Origin of the sequence: Streptomyces sp. NPDC047981 (assembly GCF_040653315.1) — a bacterium.
In the GTDB taxonomy this organism is placed as follows: domain Bacteria; phylum Actinomycetota; class Actinomycetes; order Streptomycetales; family Streptomycetaceae; genus Streptomyces.
In genome coordinates, this window is record NZ_JBEZNQ010000035.1 from 21177 (window position 1) to 42454 (window position 21278).

Genomic DNA, 21278 nt, shown 5'->3' on the forward strand with positions numbered 1-21278 from the left:
GGTGCGCCCGCACACTTCTGTTTCACCTGAGGGGGAACCTCACGTGCCTCACGCACGCTCGACCCGGCGTCGGCTCCTGGCCGCCGCCACCACCGTCCTGGCCGTCACGCTCGGGGCGGGCACCCTGACCACCCTGCCCGCGAGCGCCGCGACCGCCGCCGACCCGGCGACCGGCGGGACGGCTTCACGGACGGACGCCACGGACGCCACGAACGCCGCGGCGCCGATCCCGTTCCCGAAGGACGCCAAGCTGACGGAGGCCGGGCTGACCGGCTTCCTCTCGCGCGCCAAGGGGACGTCCGACCAGCTCTGGACGCGCTACGCGGACGGTTCCTCGCGAGCCCTCGGATGGTGGGACCACCTGCGCTCCTCGCGGACCACGGACTACCTGGTCTCCGACGAGCAGAGGATGCTCACGCTCAAGAACCTGAGCACCGACGCCACGCTCAGGATCCGCGTGGGGCTCGAAGCCGACGGCATCATGTACGCCGGCTCGGCCGGGCACGCGGCCTTCACCAAGTCCGCGAAGGGCACGGACCTCCGGATGCACCGGTTCGACACGGAGGGCGGCGCGGTGGACGTGACCGGCCTCCCGGCCGGCGCGACCAGCATCTACGTCGCCCCCGGTACGCCCGAGGACGCCCTCGTCACCTTCACCGACGGCACGGCGAAGAAGTGGGGCCTGCTCGACCTCGCCACCGGCGCCGTCGACGAGATCCACGACCGCACGGAGGGCTCGGCGGGCGGCGACATCGCCGTCTCCGAGACGCACGTCGCCTGGACCGAGGGCGACAACAGCGGGCAGCCCATGCTGCTCCTCCTCGACCGGGCCACGGACAAGGTCAAGGTGATCCCGACCGACACCGGCTGGACGAGCGACCTCCAGATCGGCCTGGTCGGCGGCTGGGTGGTGTACGGCGAGGCGGGCGGAATCTCCCACGGCGACGTCAACCCGCTGTACGCCCTGACCGCGTACGACCCGGCGACCGGCACGAAGGTCAAGCTCCTCGACCACCTCACCTCCTCGGCCGCCGCCCCCGACGCCCTGTACGTCCGCGGTGGCACCCTCGCCCAGGGCGAGGGCCTGTACAAGCTCGCGCCCGGCGCGAACGGCGCGGCCCCGGTCGTCACCCTGGTCGCGACCACCGGCGAGCCCACGCACGTCGTCATCGGCGCGAACGACGTCCCGGCCGCGGTCGACCTCGACCAGAACGCCGGAAAGGCGAGCTTCACCTGGCAGCTCTCCCGGCACAGCGTGGACGTCACCCTGACCCTGCGGCACGTCCGTACCGGGCTGGCCCGCGAGTTCTCCGTGTCCTACCCGGAATCCTCTGCGGTGACGTTCACCTGGGACGGCACCATCGGCGGGGACTTCACCAACGCCTACAACGGCGACTACACCTGGCAGATGACGGCGGAGCCGACCAACGGCATCGGCCCGGCCACCTCCGCCTCCGGCACCTTCAAGGTCGTCCGCAAGACCGCGCCGCACGACTTCGACGACAACGGCAGCGCCGATGTCCTCGACCGCGACCCCTCCGGCCGGCTGTGGACGAGCGACACCGCCTACTACAAGCAGTGGGGCCAGCTCACGGCCCAGTCGCGCCGGCTGATCGGCGGCGGCTGGAACGCCTACGACCGGATCGAGGCCACGGGCAACCTCGGCGGCTCGGCCGTCGGCGACCTCGTGGCGCGGGACAAGGCCGGCGTGCTCTGGCTCTACCAGGGCAACGGCCGCGGCGGCTTCGCCCCCCGCGTGAAGGTCGGCGCGGGCTGGCAGACCTACGACAAGATCGCGGCCGGAAGCGACCTGACCGGGGACGGCCGGCCCGACCTGGTCGCCACGGACAAGGCGGGCGCGCTCTGGCTCTACAAGGGCACGGGCTCCGCGACCACCCCGTTCTCCGGGCGGACGAAGATCGGCAGCGGCTGGGGGGTCTACAACGACCTCGTGGCCGTCGGCGACATCGCGGGCGGGGCGGCGGGCGACCTGCTCGCCCGCGACAAGACCGGTGTCCTGTGGCTGTACACGGGCCGGGGTGACGGCACGTTCACGCCGCGTACGAAGGTCGGCGCCGGCTGGAACACGTACCAGCAGCTCGTCGCCATCGGTGACGGCGACCGGGACGGCCGCCCGGACCTCGTGGCGACCAGCCCGACGGGCGGCCAGTACTTCTACGGCGGCACCGGCAGCTGGAAGGCTCCGCTGCGCGGCAAGCAGCCGGCCTCCCTGCCGTACGTCGGCGCCGCGGGCGACCACATCGCCTGACGGCACCGGACGCCGGCCCGCCCCTGCCTCCGGGTGGGGCGGGCCGACGTCGCTTCCTGGCGGGGCGGCCGGCGTCCGTATGGCGAGACACTCCGGCACCGGGGAATGACAGGGGTGACTCGCGGGTTGACGCATGTCATGCCGTCAACCCCCGCCGAGACCGCTCCCCCGTCCGCCCCCAGCCCCACCCCCGCCTCCACCCGCATGCCGCTGGCCGTCTACATCCTCGGCCTCTCGGTCTTCGCGCTCGGTACGAGCGAGTTCATGCTGTCCGGGCTCCTGGAGTCCATCGCCGACGACATGAACGTCTCCATACCCCGGGCGGGCCTCCTCATCTCGGCCTTCGCGATCGGCATGGTCGTCGGCGCCCCGCTGCTCGCGGTCGCGACCCTCCGCCTCCCCCGCAAGACGACCCTGGTCACCCTGATCACCGTCTTCGGCCTCGGCCAGATCGCGGGCGCGCTCGCCCCGAACTACGCGGTCCTCTTCGCCTCCCGCGTCCTGAGCGCGCTCGCGTGCGCCGGCTTCTGGGCGGTCGGGGCGGCCGTCGCCATCGCGATGGTGCCGGTGAGCTCGCGGGCCCGCGCGATGGCGGTCATGATCGGCGGCCTCTCGATCGCCAACGTCCTCGGTGTCCCGGCGGGCGCCTTCCTCGGCGAGCACCTCGGCTGGCGCGCCGCGTTCTGGGCGGTCGGCGCCGCCTCCGCGATCGCGCTGGTCGGCGTGGTCACCCGGATCCCGCACATCCCGCTCCCTGAGACGAAGCCGCGCCTGAAGGGCGAGCTGGCGATCTACGGGGACCGCCAGGTGCTGCTGTCGATCGTGATCACGGCGCTCGCGGCGGGCGGCGTCTTCTGCGCGTTCTCCTACCTCTCGCCGGTCATCACGAGCGTGGCCGGGATCGACGCGCGCTGGGTCTCGGCGATCCTCGGCCTCTTCGGCATCGGCGCCCTGATCGGTACGACGATCGGCGGCCGGGTCGCGGACGGCCGCCTCTTCGGGGTCCTGCTCAGCGGCATCACGGCCTCGACGGTCTTCCTGGTCGCCCTGGCCCTCTTCGCCTCCAGCCCGGTCGCCGTGATCGCCCTCTCGTTCCTCCTCGGCGTCTCGGCCTTCTACACGGCCCCCGCCCTCAACGCCCGGATGTTCAACGTGGCCGGCGCCGCCCCGACCCTCGCGGGCGCCACGACGACGGCCGCCTTCAACCTGGGCAACACAGCGGGCCCCTGGCTCGGCGGCACCACGATCGACGCGGGCCTCGGCTTCGCCTCGACGGCCTGGGCGGGCGCGGCGATGACGGTGGTGGCCCTGGGCACGGTCGGGCTTTCGCTCCACCTGCACAAGTCGCGCTCGCGGGTGGTGGCCGGATCCGACACCGTTCGGGAGCCTTCGCGGAGCCGCGTACCGGCGCCCTGACGTACCCCGGCACGGAGCGGCCCGTCCCGGCGACTCCCCGTCACGCCGAGGTCGTGTCCTTGAGGAGACGGGTCATGAGCGGAGAGGGCTCGACCTCCAATTCCCTTCGCAGCAAACGGCGGTACTCCCGATAGCGTTTGACCGCGCACGCCCTGTTGCCCTCCGCGAGATGGATCTCGACGAGGATGCGCTGGGCCGTCTCCCGTATCGGATCGATCTGGGTGGCGGTCAACGCGGTCTGGTAGGCGTCCAGATATGCCCCCTCGGCCCGGAGCCGCTCCGCGAGACCCTCGAGGGCGTGCAGGCGCAGCTGGTCCCAGCGTTCGCGCTCCACGACCAGCCACTCGTCGGGCCAGCGAGGCAGTAGTTCCTCCTGGAGCCGGCCGACCAGCGCGTCGCGCTCCACGGGCGACACGCCGTCCGTGGCCGTGCGCTGGGCCAGTTCCCGCACGGTCTGCAGATCCACTTCGACGACAGGCGCGAGCCGCAGTCGCTGGTCCACACACTCGACCGTGGCGACCGGGCCGGCGCGGCGTCCGTGGCACAACGCGGTCCTGAGGTTCGCGGAAGCCCTCCGCGGGATGCAGTCGGGCCAGAGCAGCTCGGCTGCCGCACCCCGGTACACGCCTGCCGTGTGCAGGGCGAGCAGCGCCAACAGGCGCTGTGCCCCTAGGGGGAGGGGGATGCGGCATCCGGCGTACGAGAGCTCGAAGGCACCGAGCAGTTCGAGGAATACGCCGTTCGATGACACATCCCTCACTGTGCAACCGGCCGGTGGATCACGCATCCGCGCCCGGGCGCCGTCCTTCCGGTCCGATCCCCCGTTCCACGCCCTCCCCACCGCCGCCCCGACTTTTTCGGCACACGATCCCGCTCTCCCGCACAGCGGTCTGACCGGCGGCCAAATGCCCCGGCAACGGTCCGGAAACGCCTTCGAGCACGCGGTGCGCACGCCGCTTGGACATTACGGGTGACGGACGGCGAACGGGGCTCCCCGACGCTCATTCCGAAACCACGTCCGCACGCGGTGCCCATGGGCACGGAAGGCAGGCTCAGATGAAGCCTCGGGCGATCCTCGAAGGGCTCCGCGCCAGGCCCGGTGAACCGTTCGGCGATCCGCGCGTATGCGTGGCGCTGCTCGACGGCCCCGTCGACCTCTCGCACCCCTGTTTCGCGGGCGCGGATCTCACCCGCCTGGACACCCTCGTGCAGGAGCCGGCGGGCCGTGGGCCCATGTCCGTCCACGGCACCCATGTCGCCGGCATCCTCTTCGGCGGTCCGGGCACTCCCGCGCCCGGACTCGCCCCGCGCTGCCGCGGGCTGATCCTGCCGGTCTTCCGGGACGACGGCGACGGGCGGGTGCCCCAGTTGGACCTGGCCCGCGCGATCGAGCAGGCGGTCGAGGCAGGCGCCCATGTCATCAACATCAGCGGCGGCGAACGAGCCGCCGACGGGCAGGCCGACCCCTTGCTCGACCGTGCCCTGAGGCTCTGCGCGGAGCGCGGCGTCCTGGTCGTGTCCGCGGTCGGGAACGACGGAGCCGACACCCTCCAGGTGCCGGCCGCCGTCCCCTCCGTCCTGGCCGTGGGCGCCGCCGCGGCCGACGGCAGGCCGCTCGACATCAGCAACTGGGGCGCCGCCTACCGCACCCACGGGATCCTCGCCCCCGGGCAGGACATCGAAAGCGCCGCACCCGGTGGGGGGCTCGTCTCCCTGACGGGAAGCAGTTTCGCCACCCCTCTCGTGGCCGGGACCGCGGCGCTCCTCGTCGCTGCCCAGCTGGCCGCGGGCGCGGCCGCGGACCCCGAGGCCGCCGGGCAGGCGCTGCTCACGACGGCCACCACACCCGACTGCACCGACCCGGACGCCCCCGGCTGCCGCCGCGGGCTCGGCGGCAGCCTGGACGCCGTCCGGGCGCTCGCCCTCATCACCACCAGGAAAGAGGAGACAGCCGTGACCACTCCCGCAGCCGCCCCCACGCCGTCCGAGGCCCCGGCGCCGAACGGGTACGTGCAATCCGCAGCGCACGCGACGCCCGCGCCGGCACAGCCCGTAGAGCCGGTACAGGCCGCACAGCCGGTACAGGCCGCAGAGCCGGCCCAGCCCGCACCCGTGGACCCTCCCTTGCCGACGGCCCCGCAGACACCCGTGGGCGTCACCGCCGACGGAGGGACGCCTCCCCCGCAGCCCACGCCCCCGGCGCACCCCGCGCCGGCACAGATCCAGGCGCCCGGGCCGACGCCCGTACAAGATCCGGCCCCGGCGCCTGTCCACGCACCGGCCGTGACCGCGGCTCCCGCACCGGCCCCGGTCGCAGCACCGGCCGCAGCACCGGCCCCCACCGCTCTCGCGGCACAGGCGGCAGCCCCGGTTCAGGCCGCTCCGGCCCAACCGGCCCCCTCCGCGCCCCCTGTTCACACCGCGTACGCCACCACAAGCACCGGCGTACGCCCCTCCTGCGGCTGCGGCGGCGATCCGGCCGCGTGCAGCTGTGGCGGCGGATCGAACGCGACCCCACGTCAGCTGATCTACGCCATCGGCACGATCGGCTTCGACTACCCCACGGAGGCACGCCGGGACAGCTTCCGGCAGCAGATGCCCTTCTTCGTCACGGAGGTGGACGGCAAGGAGGTCGAGCAGACGCCCGACCCGTACAGCCCTCGCCAGCTCCGCGACTACCTCGCGAGCGCCCCCTGGGTCTCCGACAAGGTCACCTGGACCCTCACCATGGACGGTGCCACGGTGTACGCGCTGGAGGCCGAGCCCTCCGCCGGCATGGACTGGAGCGAGCCGCTCGTTCCGCCGGTGGAGGTGCAGCGCAAGGGGAAGACACCCGCCCGGATCGCCACCGAGCAGGGCAGGACGGACGCCGACCTGTTCAGGATGTTCGCCAACCCTCCGGTGTCCACGGTCTACCGGGTGTTCCGCGACGCCATCGCGGGCCAGGCCCTCGACCCGGAGAAGTCGGGTGAACGCGACGGGTACATCTCCCGTGTCTCCGTGCCCGGCGTCCTCACCAACCGCACGACACGTCTCTACTCCGGCCAGATCGTGCCGGTCGTCGAGGTGAAGAGCCGAGGGCTGTACACGTGGAACGAGTCGGCGCTCGTCGACTTCGTCTTCGACCAGGTCCAGAAGGACACCAAGGTCCAGAAGCCGGGCGGCAAGAAGGAGCTCCAGGTCGACGTCCGCAGCGACGAGGAACTGAAGCTCACGATCCGTGCCTTCCTCGACAAGATCTACTACCAGTTCCGCAACCTCGGCCAGACCTCCGCCGACCGCGCGCTCAACTACATGGGCACCAACGCCTTCCTGTTCGGCGACAAGATCGCGGAAGGCCTGCTCTCCGCGAGCAAGGTGCCCGGCTCCACCAGGAACCTGTACGCGCTCGACACGATCACCGTCGCCAAGAGCCCCTACTGCCGCATCGGTTCGGACTGCCAGGACGTGACCGTGACCTTCTACGACCCGGAGGACGAACGCAGGTCCCGGCTCTCGTACCTGTTCACCATCGACGTGAGCGACGAGCTGCCGGTCACCCTCGCCCCGGTCCACACCTTCCTCGGCTCCTTCTGAAACCCCCGTCGACCACCGAGAGGAGAGCCGTCATGCACACCCGCCGCGACCACCCCGGCGGCCTGCCGATCCAGGCCCGCCCCGTCCGCCGCGACGTCCCCGACGCCGGCGCCAGGGACACCCGTACCGGCGTCGAGGCCTCCCTGTCCTCCTGCGCCACCATGACCGGCCCCGCGCGGCAGATGTGCTACGCGAGCCACGGCGTGCGCATCTGACCCGCGACACCCAGGAGAGGAAAGGAAACCGTCATGTTCGACGAGACCCACGCCACGAGCACCGGAACCCCCCGCCGGTCCGCTCCCGGACAGCTCCGGCTCCAACTGCCTCACCAGTCCGAGCCCGTGCGACGCGACCACCGGCCCGAGGGGTACGACGCCACCGCCGGCGGTGCCCGGGCCAACGGGCTCTTCAACATCATCGGCAACCTGGCCGACAGCGTCCTGCCGTTCTGAGGGCACAAGGCCCGAAGGCAGGAAGAAAAGGGAAAGGAGACCGCAATGTTCGACGAGACCCACGAGACGAGCACCGACACGGGAACCCCCCGCCGGTCCGCTCCCGGACAGCTCCGACTGCAGCTGCCCCACCAGTCCGAACCCGTCCGGCGCGGCCGGCACGTCGAAGGATCCGGAGCCACCGAAGGCGGCGCCGGGGCCAGCGGACTGCTGAGCATGCTGGGCCAGGGCATCGACGACCTGTTCCCGTTCTGACGCACCCGGCCGGGCCGTCGCCGGGCATCAGCCCGGTGCCGGCCCGGCACCCGATCTGAGGAAGCGTCATGCGACTCGATCTGCCGATCCAGGCACCGGCGGTGAACCGGCGGGAGCAGTACGTTCCGTACCGCGTCGTCGTCCGGTTCCTGGACTCCGAGGGGCAGGAGCAATTCGTGCACCAGCAGCCGAGGGGCGACTACGGGACGCTGCCGGCGGACCCCGCCCCCCTGCTGCACGCCTACGGCCGCGGCTGGCACTGCGCGCCGCCGACGGGATGCCGGTGGACCGGCGTCCTGTGAGGGAAAAGGGAAGGGAAGGAGGCGGACCGAGCGACCGGCGGCCCGCCTCCGCAGACTAAGGAGCCGACACCATGGCCGGCCTCAGAGCGGCCGTCTCCTGGCCGAACGACAAGACGTACCTCTTCTTCGACGACGACACCTACACCCGCTACGACTCCGTCTCCGGAGCCCGTGAGGACTCCGGGTTGCCGCTGTCCAACTGGCCCCGGCTGCCCCGCTCCCCGGACGCCTTCGTCTGGTGGGGCGCGGGCAAGGCCTACGCCTTCACGGGGCACACCTACGTGCGGTACGACGACCCCTCCGACGGGGTCGAGGTGCTGTATCTGCCGCCGAACCCGCCGTTCACGGTCGAGGCCGGCTGGCCCGGTCTGCCCACCGGACCGGGCGGCGGGGCCGACTGGCGCACCGGCATCGACGCGGCCGTGAACTGGGGCAACGGCAAGCTCTACCTCTTCAAGGGCGACTCCTACGTGCGGTACGACATCACCGCCGACCGGGTCGATCCCGGCTATCCCCGCACCATCGCGGGCAACTGGACCGGGGTGTTCAGCACGGGCCTGGACGCCGTGGCGTATCCGGGCGGACGGTTCGCCTACTTCTTCCGCGGAGGGGAGTTCCAGCGCTTCGACGTGGACACCGACAGGGTCGACTCCAGCGGCACGCTGGACGCATCCTTCCGCCTCGCTCCCACCCCTCCCGGGGCGGTGACCGCGGCGCGGCTGCTCACCCTCGCCCAGGCGAACCAGCTGATGGCCGACCTCATCAGGCGCGGCAGACTCACCCTCAAGAGCCCGCCGTTCGTGGACGGCCCCGCCGGAATCGTGGCACCGACACCGGCACAGCGGGTCGCCGTCGGCCCGCCCACGCTCGACGGCATCCGCTTCACCAACCAGATCAACCCGGCGGCGGGCTTCTTCGACAACGTCGACCAGCGCATGCTCATAGCCCTCCACCGGCTGACCCGCTGGATCAACGCATCGGCTCCCGACGTCACCGAACTGCTCCACCTGGGCATCGGGCACGGCGGGCCGGATCCGAAGGACTGCCACAACCAGGGTCGGGCGATCGACCTCTCGGGCATCGTCGGCGAACTGAACGGGGTCGCGTTCACACGGTCGGTGCAGAAGCACTGGGGCGACCTGCCGCCCGTGCCGGGGACGAAGGTCCGCATCAGCCCGACGGCCGACGCGCTCGGGTGGGGCCTGTTCACGACAGCCTTCCGGTTCGGCACCTACGAGTGCGAAGGGAACGCCATCGGAGCCCAGAACAAGTGGCCCATGCCTGATCTCGGCGGAGGCGGTTTCGTGGTCTACCCGGACCACAAGGACCCGGGGCTGGCAGCGCAGCACCAGAACCACTTCCACCTGCAGCTCGGGGTCACCCGGCTGCCCTGACGGGCGGACGACCCGGCTGCCCTGACGGCGGGGAGACGGCTCAGGCCTCCGGCGGCCACTCCCCCGGGCGTCCCTTGGGCCGCCGTAGCCCCGCATCCGTGATGAGCCGGACCAGCTCCTTCGAGCCGACCTCGACCGCGCCCGCCGCCACCGCGTCCGCGTAGCGGTCGGAGGGGATGTCGTAGTGGTCGCGCTCGAAGGCGCGGGGCGGGGCGCCGATCGTCGCGGCGAAGGCGTGGAGCTCGTCGTGGGAGACGTCGCTGACCAGGTGGGACCACATGCGGCCGTGGCCGGGCCAGGTCGGCGGGTCGATGTAGAGGGTCACGTCAGGCCGCCCACGGGGGCGACGACCACGCCCGCCTTGCCGCAGACCCAGTGCGGGTCGGGGCCGAGTTCGGGTTCGACGTCCAGGGCGTGCGGGTCGCCCGTGGAGCAGACCGGGCAGAGGGGCCAGCGGCCGTACCGTTCGAGGAGGGCGTCCTGGACGTCCTGGGCGACGAGACCGGAGACGTACGCGATGCCGTCGGGCCACTGCTCGACCCACCAGCGCCGGTGCGTGACGGCGTCCTCGACCATCGACACCACCTCCGCCGCGGCCACGTCGCGCGCCGCGAGATCGGCGAGGACCAGGGCGCGAGCGGCGTGCAGGGCCTGCTCCAGGGGGTCGATGTCGTCCATGCGCACATTGTCACCCGACAAGCCTCGGGGGCGAAGGTCCCTTCCGCATCCGGGACCGTGCCGGGACTTCACGGGACGCTTCACGGGACTTCACGGGACTCATGGGGTCTTGACGCTTCCCGTCGCCGAAAATATCTTTCAGGTGTGACCAATGACGTGAAGGAAAGTTTCAGCGGCCAGGTCGGGTCCGTGCCCTCGCCCGGCACCCCGCCCTCCGCCGCGTCCCCCTCCACTCCCGCCCCGGCGCCTGCCGCCACCCCCGGGACCGGGCAGGAAGCCGCGCCGCCCGCGCCCGCCGCGCTCGCGGCCAAGGTGCGGACGCTCGCGCCGTCCATGACCCGGTCCATGCAGCGCGTGGCCGAGGCCGTCGCGGGCGACCCGGCCGGCTGCGCCGCCCTCACCGTCACCGGCCTCGCCGAGCTCACCGGCACCAGCGAGGCGACCGTCGTCCGCACCGCCCGCCTCCTCGGCTACCCCGGCTACCGCGACCTGCGCCTCGCCCTCGCCGGCCTCGCCGCCCAGCAGCAGTCCGGCCGGGCGCCCGCCGTCACCGCCGACATCGCCGTGGACGACCCCGTCGCCGACGTCGTCGCCAAGCTCGCCTACGACGAGCAGCAGACCCTCGCCGACACCGCCGCCGGCCTGGACACCGTCCAGCTCGGCGCCGCCGTCGCCGCCCTCGCCGGAGCCCGTCGCATCGACGTCTACGGCGTCGGCGCCTCCGGCCTCGTCGCCCAGGACCTCGTCCAGAAACTGCTGCGCATCGGCCTCCTCGCGCACGCGCACAGCGACCCGCACCTCGCCGTGACCAACGCCGTGCAGCTCCGCTCAGGCGACGTCGCCATCGCGATCACCCACTCCGGCTCGACCGGCGACGTCATAGAGCCGCTGCGCGTCGCCTTCGACCACGGCGCGACGACCGTCGCGATCACCGGCCGCCCGGACGGGCCCGTGTCGCAGTACGCCGACCACATCCTCACCACCTCCACCGCCCGCGAGAGCGAACTGCGCCCCGCGGCCATGTCGTCCCGGACCAGCCAACTCCTGGTCGTGGACTGTCTGTTCACCTGCGTCACCCAACGTACGTACGAGACGGCGGCCCCTGCCCTCGCGGCCTCGTACGAAGCCCTGGCCCACCGCCACTCACCCCGCACCCGGTAACCCTGAACCCGGAAACGCGAAAGAGCCGCACGTGTCTTCTGCTTCTTCCACCTCCTCCTCCGCCTCCTCCGCTGCCTCGGCTCCCTCCGCCACGTACTCGGAACTCCGCGCCCAGCTGGCCACCCTCACCACCGAGGCGTTCCGTCCCGACCTCGCGGAGATCGACCAGCTCCCGACCCTCACCATCGCCCGGACGATGAACAAGGAGGACCAGACCGTCCCGGCGGCCGTCGCCGAGCAGCTGCCGCTGATCGCGGCCGCGATCGACGCCACCGCCGCCCGCATGGCGCGCGGCGGCCGGCTGATCTACGCGGGCGCGGGCACCGCGGGCCGACTCGGCGTCCTCGACGCCAGCGAGTGCCCGCCCACCTTCAACACCGACCCCTCGGAGGTCGTCGGCCTGATCGCGGGCGGCCCGTCGGCGATGGTGAAGGCGGTGGAGGGCGCGGAGGACTCCAAGGACCTCGCTGCGGCCGACCTGGACGCGCTCGACCTCACCGCGGACGACACGGTGGTCGGTATCTCCGCCTCCGGCCGCACCCCCTACGCCATCGGCGCGGTCGAACACGCCCGCGCGAAGGGCGCGTTGACGATCGGCCTGTCCTGCAACGCGGACAGCGGACTCGCCGCGGCCGCCGAGCACGGCATCGAGGTCGTCACGGGCCCCGAACTCCTCACCGGCTCCACCCGGTTGAAGGCGGGCACGGCCCAGAAGCTGGTCCTCAACATGATCTCGACGATCACCATGATCCGGCTGGGCAAGACCTACGGAAACCTGATGGTCGACGTCCGCGCCTCCAACGACAAGCTGCAGGCCCGCTCGCGCCGGATCGTCTCCCTCGCCACGGGCGCGCCGGACGAGCAGATCGAGACCGCGCTCGCCGAGGCGGACGGCGAGGTGAAGACCGCGATCCTGATGATCCTGGCCGACATCGATGCCAAGACCGCCGACCAGCGACTGCGCGACACCCAGGGCCACCTCCGCGCCGCCCTGACCGCGCCCTGACCCCCGGCTCCCCCTGAAGCTCCCCTCCTCCGAACGTCCCCACCCCTGAACGTCCCCACCCCCCGCACAGCAAGGCACCACCGCACATGAGCACAGACGACAAGAACCGCGCCATCGCCGCCGCGATCCTCCCGCTCGTCGGCGGCCCCGAGAACATCGACTCGGTGGCTCACTGCATGACCCGGCTCCGGCTGGGTCTGCGGGACCGCTCCCTGGTCCAGGACGAGGCCCTCAAGGCCCTGCCGTCCGTGATGGGTGTGGTGGAGGACGACACGTACCAGATCGTGCTCGGCCCCGGCACGGTCGCCCGCGTGACACCGGAGTTCGAGGCGCTGGTGGCGGCGGCCCCGAAGCCGTCGGCGGACGACCTGGCGGCGCAGGGTGCGGCGATCAAGGCGGCGCAGAAGGCGAAGAACCAGACCCCCTTCAAGCTCTTCCTCCGCAAGATCGCGAACATCTTCGTCCCGCTGATCCCGGCGCTCATCGGCTGCGGCATCATCGCGGGCCTGAACGGCCTCCTGATCAACCTGGGCTGGCTACCGTCCGTGACTCCCGCTCTCGCGGCCATGGCGAGCGGCTTCATGGCCCTGATCGCGGTGTTCGTGGGCTTCAACACGGCGAAGGAGTTCGGCGGTACGCCGATCCTGGGCGGTGCGGTGGCGGCGATCATCGTCTTCCCTGGCGTCGCCAAGATCGACGCGTTCGGCCAGACGCTCTCGCCGGGCCAGGGCGGTGTGCTGGGCGCGCTCGGCGCGGCGGTCCTCGCGGTGTACGTGGAGAAGTGGTGCCGCCGCTGGGTCCCGGAGTCCCTGGACGTCCTGGTGACGCCGACCCTGACGGTCCTGGTCTCGGGCCTGGTCACCATCTTCGGCCTGATGTTCGTGGCCGGTGAGATCTCGACCGCGATCGGCGACTTCGCCAACTGGCTGCTGGCCAACGCGGGCGCGGGCGCCGGCTTCGTGCTCGGTGGCCTGTTCCTCCCGCTCGTGATGCTGGGCCTGCACCAGGCGCTGATCCCGATCCACACGACCCTGATCGAGCAGCAGGGCTTCACGGTCCTGCTCCCGATCCTGGCGATGGCGGGCGCGGGCCAGGTCGGCGCGGCGATGGCGGTCTACCTCAAGCTCCCGCGCAACGGCTCCATCCGCCGCACCATCAAGTCCGCCCTCCCGGCCGGCTTCCTGGGCGTGGGCGAGCCCCTGATCTACGGCGTCTCCCTCCCCCTGGGCCGCCCGTTCGTCACGGCCTGCGTGGGCGGCGCCTTCGGCGGCGGCTTCATCGGCCTCTTCAACATGCTGGGCGACAAGGTCGGCTCCACCGCCATCGGCCCCTCGGGCTGGGCCCTCTTCCCGCTCCTCGACGGCAACAAGGGCCTCGGCGAGACGATCGCGATCTACGCGGGCGGCCTCCTGGTCGGCTACGCGGTGGGCTTCGTGGCGACGTACGTCTGGGGCTTCAGCGCCCGCCTCCTGGAGGAGTTCAACGTCGACACGGACCCGGTCGAGGTCCCGGTCGCCTCGGGCGGCCCGACGCCCACGACCCCGGCCCAGGAACCGGCGAAGGTCTGACGTCCGACGCCACGAGGTCGACACGAAGGACGACACCAAGGCTGAGGGCCGCCCCGGCACGAACCGGAGGCGGCCCTCTGCCGTTCCCCAACGCCAACCCCAACCCCACAAGAACTCCGTGGCGCCCCACCCAGGACGCCCCTACGCTGCCCCCATGGGTTACTGCAAGACCTCCTACGTCTGCCTGCCGTGCCGCGCCTCGTACAAGCAGCCGTACGACGAGGCGCGTGAGCGCCGGTGTCCGCGCTGCGCGCGCGTGATGATCCACGCCGGCTCCGCCTTCGCCCCTCCGCCCCGCCGCGACAAGGCGGCCTGGCGGACGCTCACCCTGCTCCTGAACGCCGGCGTCGGCTTCCACAAGTCCTGCTGCGGCGGCCCCGGCTACCGGCCCCGCGAACTGCGCGAGGCCCGCACCTGGCTGGCGGAGCGCCGCCCGTCCTACTCCCTCTGACGTCCTACCCGCAGTACGCGTCCTCCGCAGGCCGCTCCCCCGTCTTCAGGAACGTCGTCACCGCAGCGTTGCCGCAGGCGTTGCCGTTGCCCAGGTACATGCCGTGGCCGCCCTGGTCGACGGTGACCAGGCGGGCGCGGGAGCCCAGGGCCTCGCGCATCTTCAGGCCGCTCGCGTACGGGGTCGACGGGTCGCGGAGGCTCTGGATCATGAGGATGTTGGAGGGGCCCCGGTCGGTGATCCGGGTGGGCTTCTCGGCCGGAGGCTGCCAGAAGGAGCAGGGCGTGATGTTGACCGGCATGCCCGCCGTCAGCGGGTGGCGGGCGCGGTCGGCGGCCACGGCGCGCTCATGGACGCGGACCGACGCCGGCCACTTCACGTCGTTGCAGATCACGGCGACGCTGAGCGCCGCGTCCGAGTCCGGCATGGCGGCGGAGGACTGGGCGGGCAGGACGGGCGTGACCTTCGGGTCCTGGGCCGCCTTGACGAGCTGAGCGAAGGACGCGAACGCGCCGTCCGAGTAGAGCGCGTTCTGCAGCGCCTGACGGAGGATGTTCCCCGTCAGCGGGACACCCGGCGTGGTCGACTCCTTCGGCTCGCGGTCCAGACGGGCCGCCAGATCCAGGATCGACGGCCGTACGTCCCCGGCCCGCTCGGCGAGCCGCAGCTCCCCCCGCGCCGGGTCCGCCGCCCAGTTCGCGAAGTCCGGGAAACGGTCCTCCGCACCCTTCGCCATGTCCGCGAGCCAGCCCCGTGCGACCCGCCGCGAGTCGGGGTCGGCGCTGCTGTCCAGGACCCAACGGTCCGTACGGTGCGGGAACTTCGTCGCGTACACCGCCCCCACGTACGTCCCGTACGACACCCCCCACGCGGAGAGCTTCTCCTCCCCGAGCGCCTGCCGGAACCGGTCCAGGTCCCGGGCCTGGTTCACCGTGGTGAAGCTGCGCAGCCGCTCGCCTCCGTTGGCCAGACAGGCCTCGGCGGTCCGCCGGGACCGCGCGACGTTCTCGTCGATCGACCCGTCGGCGGCCGGCCACGACCGCAGGGTCACCATCCGCCGATCCTCCGGATCGAGCCCGCAGTTCGCCGTCGAACTCCCGCCGACCCCGCGCGGGTCGAACGCCACCAGGTCGTACGCCCCGCCCAGCTCCGCCTTCAGCGCCGCCCCCTTCTGCGAGAGCCGCTGCACCCCCGAACTGCCCGGCCCGCCCGGGATGACGACCAGCGTCCCGCGCCGCGCCTCGGGCCGCTCGCTGCAGATCCGCGAGACCGCGAGGGAGAGCCGCGGCCCGTCCGGTTCGGCGTAGTCCTGCGGCACGGAGAGCGTGGCGCACTCCTGCCCGAGACCGACGGGCCCGCACGGCGACCAGTCGAGCCCGGGCGCGGCGGACGCCGAGGCGGTAGCGCCGGGTGCGGCGATGAGGGTGGCCGCGACGGTGGCGGCGGAGAGGGCGAGAACCAGGCTGGTGCGTCCGTAAGTCGTCATGGATGCAGCCTCTTCGATCAGCCGCCTACGCCCCATCCGGCCGGCAGGCGGATCGCGGGTGGGGTCAACCCCACCTGCCGACTGGGGACTTCAGGGCAGTCTCCCGTCACGGTTGACCGCCCGCACCCGGGCCCGGAGCACGTCCCCGTGCGGTGCGGGACTGAGCATCTCGGCCGGACAGTCCCACTCCCGCCCACCACCGGGCGGCCTCAGCTGCACACAGGGCCCCACGAACCCCATGACCCGACCGATCCGCCCGTCACGGGCATCCACGACGTACGCCCCGGCGTTCACCTCGGCGTTCACCGGCGGACCTCGTTCAGGACGGCCGCGAGCCGCAACGCGGTGTCGAGATTGCACCGCCCCAGCTCGACCAGCGGATACGCCTCCCCCGTCCCAGCCATCGTGAGCGGGTCGACCCCGAGGGAGGGCAGGGCGACGCCGAGGGCGTCGAACTCACCCTTGAGCTGACGGACGACTTCCTGAACGGCGTGGAGACGCTCAAGCGAAGTGGGCATCTTACGGGCCTTTCCACTCTGTGTATCGGTTTCGACTACACCGAGTGTCCGGATGGAGAAGACTGGGGAACAGTGGTGCAGCCCCAACAACCCCATATGTGCAAGCGGGAGTTGATGACCATGGCCATGGCCGGACCGAGGAAGCCAGACCCGTCGACCTCACCCAGAGCGATAATCGGCGCGGAACTGCGCCACGCGCGGGACCGAAAGGGCCTGAGCCAGGAAACACTGGGCGAGGCGCTCTTCGTGAGCGGCTCGTACATCGGCCAGATGGAGGCGGGTACGAGACGGATCCGCCCGGAGATCGCGTCCCAACTGGACGAGGTGTTGGGAACGGGAGGCTTCTTCACGCGGAACTGCGGGGCGGCGAACAAGTCGAAGTACCCGGACCACTTCGCGGAGGCGGCGGAGGCGGAAGCGGTGGCGGAGACGATCAAGGAGTTCGCACCCTTGCTGATCCCGGGCCTGATGCAGACACCGGCGTACGCGAGGGAGGTCTTCCGCGCGTATCAGCCGACGGCCCTCGACGAGACGATCGACGAGTTGGTCGCGGCAAGGCTCGACCGTGGCCGCCTACTGGGCGACCCAACAAAGCCGTTGTTGTGGGTGGTGCTGGGAGAGGCGGTACTGAGACAGGAGGTGGGCGGCCCGGCGGTGATGGCGGAGGCGTTACGGCACGTGGTGGGCCTGGCGAGGAAGCACAGGGTGATCGTGCAGGTGCTGCCGTTCGGGGCGGGGGCGTATGGGTCGATGGGCGGCGGGCTGAAGCTGATGTCCTTCGAGGACGCCCCACCACTGGTCTACCTGGAGGGCCATGGAACAGGCCAGTTGGAGGACGACCCGGCCACGGTCACGCGCCACACACTCACCTACGATCTGCTCGGGGCCGCAGCGCTACCACCTCGCGAATCCCTGGCCCTGATCGAGTCCGTGGCGGAGGATTACGCCCATGAAGATCGACATCTCTGACTACGACCTGAGTGCGGCGGTCTGGTTCAAGTCCAGCTTTAGCGGGGGCAGCGGAGGAGACTGTGTCGAGGTCGCCACCTGGCGCAAGTCCTCGTACAGCGACGGCAGCGGCGGCAACTGCCTAGAGGTCTCCGATGACCACCCCGGCATCGTCCCCGTACGTGACTCCAAGAACCCCGACGGCCCGAAGCTCGCGTTTCGGGCCGCCGCGTGGGCCACGTTCATCGAGGGCGTCACGGGATCCTGCTGACTGAGCCGAGTCGGGGACCAGCCGGTCGGGCGCTCGCACAGCCACTACCGCGCCCACCAGCTGGTCTCCACCGGCCCCGAGCTGACCGCCCCCGCGAGCCTCTGGTGGGGCCGCCCTCTCTCCGAGTGTGGCGGGTTCCACCGGCGCCTCAAGGGCGCTCCCTACGGTCGCGTCGCTCCGCGATGGCCTACGGCCACCCTTGACCCACCGCCTCCACCCGCCCTTTCACACTCGGAGGGCGGCCCGGGGGCGTGGCCACGCGAGCAGGCCGGGTATCGCTCCGGCGCCAGGGCGGCCTGCGGCCCGGTGGGGTGGGGGCCGGGCATCGCTCCGGCAAGGGGACTCCTCGCCTCGGTGGGTGGGGGCTAGGTTCGCGGCCGAGGCGAGGAAGCACGTACCGGTCGGCTCGGGGTGCGCGGCAGTGGAATGGGGCGGTGGCGGCACCGGCTCAGCGGCGGACGGTCGGAGTCGGGCCGGGACTCATGCCCCGCTGACAGCCGCCCGGTGGGGGTGCGCCACACTCACGTGACCCGACCGCCCCATCAGCAAGGATCACAGTGGAAACGACGGCACAGCGCCCCCGGAAGCGAGCACGCAACCTCGTGCTGGCGGCGGTACTCGTCTGCTTCGCCGAGTTGGCCGGCTGGTGGTGCAGCCAGGACGGCGGACTGGTTGTGGTGGCGAAGCTGTTCCACCACCCGTTGCTGTTCGGCGTGCTGGTCGTGGGATTGCTGACGGCGGCCGTGTTCGTCGGGGTGCGCAACCTGGCCGTCCGCATCCTCACCGGCATCGCGGCCGCGCTCGCGGCGTTCGCGGCGGTGCCCTTCTTCCTCCTCGCTTCCATCCCTTCGGAGACGTCGGACAGAACGGCCCCCGGTAGGCCGGACCGACACCTCGTGATCGAGGAGGGATCGGCGATGATCGACCCGCTCTGGTGGGTCTACGTCGACGAGGGCTGGGGCCCGACCCAACGCCGCTGGAAGGTCGGGTACTTCAACGGCGACGACTTCACCAACGGCCTGCACGAGGCGTCCTGGGTAGGCCCCGACCGGATACGCATCGTCACCGGCGACCCGACAGAAGAGGCTCAGGTCCACCTCATCGACCTCGACCCCGAGACCGGCAAACCTCTACGCACTCTGACGCTGGGATAGCCGCCGGACGCCCCTAACCGCACCCAACTCCCGCCCCAGGCACCGAATCAGCCCTCCGTGCCCGGCATATCCAGAGCGTCACCGCGAATACGTTGCACTTAGGGCCACGAGACGAGCCCAGGCGACCCCACCACCCACCGGACAGTCACCGGCGGGGCATGAGTCCCGGCCCGGCACCGACTGTCCGCCGCCGAGCCGGTGCCGCCACCGCCCCATCCCACTGCCGCGCACCACACCCAACCCCACACCGACTCCCCCACCCCGGCCGCGAACCGAGCCCCCACCCACCGGCCGCAATCCGCACCCCGGCCGGAGCGATACCCGGCCCCCACCCCACCGGCCCACAGCCCGGCCCCGCCACCGCAGCGATCCCCGCCCTCCCCCGTGGCCACGCCCCCCGGCCGCCCCCCGAGTAGAAACCGGCGACCGGAGGTGGTGGGTCAAGGGTGTAATCGGCGCAGCCGACGCGACCGCAGGGAGCGCCCTTGACGCACCGCCGGAGGTCGCCACACTCAGGACGAGGGCGGCCGGCGCCAGAGGCTCGCGAAGACCCCTGGCCACGAGCCCCTCAGAGACCCGAAGCTCAAGCTCCGAGCTTCGAGCCCTGTTCTACGGAAGGGGTACGGGACAGGGGTTCAACCCACCCACCCACCCCCGAAGTTGACTCTCCGCGAGCAACTTGCCACTGACTGTCATATGCCTCTACGGTGAGCGAAGACGCCCATAAGACATAAGAACGGCCCCCGCCGGTGCTACCAACACCTGCGAGGGCCTCACCAACCAGATCGAAAGCGACGTTCGATCCATGGCTGACGCCGAGCTTAGTGCTGAGCCCCACCCCCTCGCCAACCCCGGCTATGGCAAGCGTTGCGCGCCGTACGAACAACCCCGCACCGACGCCGACTTTGCGCACCTCCGACCCCGCGAAGCCGCCATCGCCGCCTACATCGACCGACTGGCCGACGGCAGCGACATCTCGGTGAAGACGCTGGCCAAGCACCTCCCCTACGGCCAGTGCGCGATGCGCACCGCCCTCACCCGCATCACTCGCGCCGGCCACCTTCGCCGTGGACGCGAGTGCCTCGACGGCCTCTGGATCACCCGAACGTGGTGGTCCCGTACGGCCCGTGACGACGCGTGGTGGTCGGCCTTCCAACGCGGCGACGTCCCGAAGCAGCAGCCCACCCGCTCCCGCGCCTACATCCTCCTCGCCGCCCTCGGCCGTACGAACTCCGCGATGTCGCTCTCCCACGCCGAGTGTCAGGCCCTCGCGCCCCTGGTCAACGACTGGTTCGCCCGGGACGCCACCGAGGACGACGTCACGCGCGCGCTCACCACCGGCCTCCCGACCCCTGTCCACCACCCGGCGGCCCTCGCCAGCACCCGCCTGACGTCGAAACTCCCACCGGAACCGATCCGCCGCCGCGACCACCGCGACCGACCACCCCTCCGCCTCCTGGAGTGCGCCAAGTGCGGTGCGCCGGCCTACGCCGACCTCCTCAGGGACGGCGAATGCGGCCCCTGCCGCGGGGAACCCGCGCCCGCCCGCCGCACCGCCCTCCTCCCCGCCGCCCGCGTCCGCGCCCACGCGGCCGCCATCCGCGCCCGCGAAGGGACTCACACATGACGGTTCAGCTCGTCCGCACCGACAACGGGGCACGATGGAGGGGAGGAGGCGACGCCATGACCCCCAGCCCCGCCGATGACCGCCCGGACGACATGTCGATCGAGGACTTCGAGGAGTTCGCCAGCAGGGCATACAAGACCGCCAAGCTCGAATTCATCAACGGCCGGCTCGTCGTCAAGGAGGGACCGCCCAACGTCGAGGACTTCGAGGAACTCGCCCTCCTGGCGCCGGAGGGCGTGAAGCTCGAATTCATCAAGGGGAAGCTGAAGGTCAAGCCGTTGCCGGACCAGTACCACAAGGCCATCGTCATGTGGCTCCTGCGGGTGTGTATGCAGCAGCGGCCCGAGCTCGTCTTCTATCCGGAGCAAGAGCTGAGGGTGGACACCTACCGCAAAGGCAGGGCCATCGCTGACGGCGCTCTCGCTCCGCTCGACCACTTCGTCGCGAAGCCCGAGATGTGGGGAGACCCCGAAGGCGTTCTCATGGTTGTCGAAGTCACGTCCCACGGGCCCAACGCACTGTCCCGCGACCGTATCGAGAAGCGCGACGGCTATGCCGCCGCCGAGATCCCCGTCTATCTCCTCGTCGACCGCGACGCCGGCTCCGTCGTCGTCTTCAGCGAACCCCGCCACGGCGTCTACCAGCACCGCGCCGCCCACCCCTTCGGCGCCGGCGTCCCACTCCCCAGCCCTGTCGACATCACCCTCGACACCGAGAAGCTCAAGGACTACACCCCCTGAGGCGCC

At 71.6% G+C, this 21278-nt stretch carries 22 protein-coding genes; 17 read left to right on the forward strand and 5 right to left on the reverse strand.

Annotated features, from left to right (window positions below; translation table 11 throughout):
• The first annotated feature begins 43 nt into the window (after positions 1 to 43).
• Both AB0E14_RS21575 and AB0E14_RS21580 read left to right on the forward strand, forming a co-directional pair.
• Positions 44 to 2269 carry a VCBS repeat-containing protein gene (locus AB0E14_RS21575; RefSeq protein ID WP_362420276.1) on the forward strand — a complete coding sequence of 742 codons (2226 nt, stop codon included), beginning with the start codon at positions 44 to 46 and terminating at the stop codon, positions 2267 to 2269.
• A 204-nt stretch (positions 2270 to 2473) separates the two neighbouring features.
• On the forward strand, positions 2474 to 3685 hold the full coding sequence (locus AB0E14_RS21580) for a Cmx/CmrA family chloramphenicol efflux MFS transporter (RefSeq protein WP_362420460.1): 1212 nt from the start codon (positions 2474 to 2476) through the stop codon (positions 3683 to 3685).
• 40 nt (positions 3686 to 3725) lie between these two features.
• On the opposite strand, the gene AB0E14_RS21585 is transcribed toward AB0E14_RS21580, so the two are convergent.
• Positions 3726 to 4436, reverse strand: coding sequence for a BTAD domain-containing putative transcriptional regulator (locus AB0E14_RS21585; protein ID WP_362420279.1), 711 nt, complete (start codon positions 4434 to 4436; stop codon positions 3726 to 3728).
• 305 nt (positions 4437 to 4741) lie between these two features.
• Here AB0E14_RS21585 and AB0E14_RS21590 point away from each other — a divergent pair, with 305 nt between their 5' ends.
• The 6 genes from AB0E14_RS21590 to AB0E14_RS21615 all read left to right on the forward strand — a co-directional run bounded on the left by AB0E14_RS21590 (position 4742) and on the right by AB0E14_RS21615 (position 9664).
• On the forward strand, positions 4742 to 7261 hold the full coding sequence (locus tag AB0E14_RS21590) for a S8 family serine peptidase (protein WP_362420282.1): 2520 nt from the start codon (positions 4742 to 4744) through the stop codon (positions 7259 to 7261).
• A gap of 32 nt (positions 7262 to 7293) precedes the next feature.
• Positions 7294 to 7476, forward strand: a complete 183-nt coding sequence (locus AB0E14_RS21595; RefSeq protein WP_362420285.1) for a hypothetical protein — start codon at positions 7294 to 7296, stop codon at positions 7474 to 7476.
• 33 nt (positions 7477 to 7509) lie between these two features.
• Positions 7510 to 7713, forward strand: a complete 204-nt coding sequence (locus AB0E14_RS21600; protein WP_362420287.1) for a hypothetical protein — start codon at positions 7510 to 7512, stop codon at positions 7711 to 7713.
• 45 nt (positions 7714 to 7758) lie between these two features.
• Positions 7759 to 7968, forward strand: a complete 210-nt coding sequence (locus tag AB0E14_RS21605) for a hypothetical protein (protein ID WP_362420290.1) — start codon at positions 7759 to 7761, stop codon at positions 7966 to 7968.
• A gap of 68 nt (positions 7969 to 8036) precedes the next feature.
• Complete coding sequence (locus tag AB0E14_RS21610; protein ID WP_362420293.1) at positions 8037 to 8270, forward strand: hypothetical protein; 234 nt, start codon at positions 8037 to 8039, stop codon at positions 8268 to 8270.
• Between the two features lie 71 nt (positions 8271 to 8341).
• Positions 8342 to 9664, forward strand: coding sequence for a hemopexin repeat-containing protein (locus AB0E14_RS21615; RefSeq protein WP_362420296.1), 1323 nt, complete (start codon positions 8342 to 8344; stop codon positions 9662 to 9664).
• A 40-nt stretch (positions 9665 to 9704) separates the two neighbouring features.
• On the opposite strand, the gene AB0E14_RS21620 is transcribed toward AB0E14_RS21615, so the two are convergent.
• Both AB0E14_RS21620 and AB0E14_RS21625 read right to left on the reverse strand, forming a co-directional pair.
• Complete coding sequence (locus tag AB0E14_RS21620; protein ID WP_362420299.1) at positions 9705 to 9989, reverse strand: DUF4031 domain-containing protein; 285 nt, start codon at positions 9987 to 9989, stop codon at positions 9705 to 9707.
• Complete coding sequence (locus tag AB0E14_RS21625; protein ID WP_362420302.1) at positions 9986 to 10342, reverse strand: hypothetical protein; 357 nt, start codon at positions 10340 to 10342, stop codon at positions 9986 to 9988. The genes AB0E14_RS21620 and AB0E14_RS21625 overlap by 4 nt, the downstream gene beginning before the upstream one ends.
• Before the next feature lie 312 nt (positions 10343 to 10654).
• On the opposite strand from AB0E14_RS21625, the gene AB0E14_RS21630 reads away from it, so the two are divergent.
• From AB0E14_RS21630 to AB0E14_RS21645, 4 genes are all read left to right on the forward strand, one after another.
• Complete coding sequence (locus tag AB0E14_RS21630; RefSeq protein ID WP_362420463.1) at positions 10655 to 11503, forward strand: MurR/RpiR family transcriptional regulator; 849 nt, start codon at positions 10655 to 10657, stop codon at positions 11501 to 11503.
• Between the two features lie 31 nt (positions 11504 to 11534).
• A complete protein-coding gene (gene murQ / locus AB0E14_RS21635; protein ID WP_362420305.1) occupies positions 11535 to 12509 on the forward strand; it encodes an N-acetylmuramic acid 6-phosphate etherase in 975 nt (324 codons plus the stop codon).
• An 86-nt stretch (positions 12510 to 12595) separates the two neighbouring features.
• Positions 12596 to 14077 (forward strand): PTS transporter subunit EIIC, encoded by a 1482-nt coding sequence (locus AB0E14_RS21640; protein ID WP_362420308.1) that lies wholly within the window; start codon positions 12596 to 12598, stop codon positions 14075 to 14077.
• A gap of 154 nt (positions 14078 to 14231) precedes the next feature.
• Entirely contained in the window at positions 14232 to 14528 is a 297-nt protein-coding gene (locus AB0E14_RS21645) for a deoxyxylulose-5-phosphate synthase (protein WP_362420311.1), read from the forward strand.
• Between the two features lie 4 nt (positions 14529 to 14532).
• Here the strand turns inward: AB0E14_RS21645 and AB0E14_RS21650 are convergent, their stop codons facing one another.
• A complete protein-coding gene (locus tag AB0E14_RS21650) occupies positions 14533 to 16014 on the reverse strand; it encodes an alpha/beta hydrolase (RefSeq protein WP_362420314.1) in 1482 nt (493 codons plus the stop codon).
• A 302-nt stretch (positions 16015 to 16316) separates the two neighbouring features.
• A complete protein-coding gene (locus tag AB0E14_RS21655; RefSeq protein WP_362420317.1) occupies positions 16317 to 16532 on the reverse strand; it encodes a hypothetical protein in 216 nt (71 codons plus the stop codon).
• Positions 16533 to 16658: 126 nt separating this feature from the next.
• On the opposite strand from AB0E14_RS21655, the gene AB0E14_RS21660 reads away from it, so the two are divergent.
• From AB0E14_RS21660 to AB0E14_RS21680, 5 genes are all read left to right on the forward strand, one after another.
• A complete protein-coding gene (locus tag AB0E14_RS21660) occupies positions 16659 to 17501 on the forward strand; it encodes a helix-turn-helix transcriptional regulator (RefSeq protein WP_362420466.1) in 843 nt (280 codons plus the stop codon).
• A complete protein-coding gene (locus AB0E14_RS21665; RefSeq protein WP_362420320.1) occupies positions 17482 to 17751 on the forward strand; it encodes a DUF397 domain-containing protein in 270 nt (89 codons plus the stop codon). Before AB0E14_RS21660 ends, AB0E14_RS21665 begins: the two co-directional genes overlap by 20 nt.
• Positions 17752 to 18308: 557 nt before the next feature.
• Positions 18309 to 18905 carry a hypothetical protein gene (locus AB0E14_RS21670; protein WP_362420324.1) on the forward strand — a complete coding sequence of 199 codons (597 nt, stop codon included), beginning with the start codon at positions 18309 to 18311 and terminating at the stop codon, positions 18903 to 18905.
• 805 nt (positions 18906 to 19710) lie between these two features.
• Positions 19711 to 20532 carry a hypothetical protein gene (locus tag AB0E14_RS21675; protein ID WP_362420327.1) on the forward strand — a complete coding sequence of 274 codons (822 nt, stop codon included), beginning with the start codon at positions 19711 to 19713 and terminating at the stop codon, positions 20530 to 20532.
• Between the two features lie 56 nt (positions 20533 to 20588).
• The gene (locus AB0E14_RS21680) at positions 20589 to 21272 is read left to right on the forward strand and encodes a Uma2 family endonuclease (RefSeq protein ID WP_362420330.1); all 684 of its coding nucleotides are present in this window, start codon (positions 20589 to 20591) and stop codon (positions 21270 to 21272) included.
• The last annotated feature ends 6 nt before the right edge of the window (positions 21273 to 21278 follow it).

Bases quoted from the DNA above. Each gene is read 5' to 3' on its own strand.
- AB0E14_RS21580 (WP_362420460.1), top strand. From the start codon at position 2,474: ATGCCGCTGGCCGTCTACATCCTCGGCCTCTCGGTCTTCGCGCTCGGT.
- AB0E14_RS21590 (WP_362420282.1), top strand. From the start codon at position 4,742: ATGAAGCCTCGGGCGATCCTCGAAGGGCTCCGCGCCAGGCCCGGTGAA.
- AB0E14_RS21595 (WP_362420285.1), top strand. From the start codon at position 7,294: ATGCACACCCGCCGCGACCACCCCGGCGGCCTGCCGATCCAGGCCCGC.
- AB0E14_RS21600 (WP_362420287.1), top strand. From the start codon at position 7,510: ATGTTCGACGAGACCCACGCCACGAGCACCGGAACCCCCCGCCGGTCC.
- AB0E14_RS21605 (WP_362420290.1), top strand. From the start codon at position 7,759: ATGTTCGACGAGACCCACGAGACGAGCACCGACACGGGAACCCCCCGC.
- AB0E14_RS21610 (WP_362420293.1), top strand. From the start codon at position 8,037: ATGCGACTCGATCTGCCGATCCAGGCACCGGCGGTGAACCGGCGGGAG.
- AB0E14_RS21615 (WP_362420296.1), top strand. From the start codon at position 8,342: ATGGCCGGCCTCAGAGCGGCCGTCTCCTGGCCGAACGACAAGACGTAC.
- AB0E14_RS21625 (WP_362420302.1), bottom strand. From the start codon at position 10,342: ATGGACGACATCGACCCCCTGGAGCAGGCCCTGCACGCCGCTCGCGCC.
- AB0E14_RS21640 (WP_362420308.1), top strand. From the start codon at position 12,596: ATGAGCACAGACGACAAGAACCGCGCCATCGCCGCCGCGATCCTCCCG.
- AB0E14_RS21645 (WP_362420311.1), top strand. From the start codon at position 14,232: ATGGGTTACTGCAAGACCTCCTACGTCTGCCTGCCGTGCCGCGCCTCG.
- AB0E14_RS21650 (WP_362420314.1), bottom strand. From the start codon at position 16,014: ATGACGACTTACGGACGCACCAGCCTGGTTCTCGCCCTCTCCGCCGCC.
- AB0E14_RS21655 (WP_362420317.1), bottom strand. From the start codon at position 16,532: ATGCCCACTTCGCTTGAGCGTCTCCACGCCGTTCAGGAAGTCGTCCGT.
- AB0E14_RS21660 (WP_362420466.1), top strand. From the start codon at position 16,659: ATGGCCGGACCGAGGAAGCCAGACCCGTCGACCTCACCCAGAGCGATA.
- AB0E14_RS21665 (WP_362420320.1), top strand. From the start codon at position 17,482: ATGAAGATCGACATCTCTGACTACGACCTGAGTGCGGCGGTCTGGTTC.
- AB0E14_RS21675 (WP_362420327.1), top strand. From the start codon at position 19,711: ATGGCTGACGCCGAGCTTAGTGCTGAGCCCCACCCCCTCGCCAACCCC.
- AB0E14_RS21680 (WP_362420330.1), top strand. From the start codon at position 20,589: ATGACCCCCAGCCCCGCCGATGACCGCCCGGACGACATGTCGATCGAG.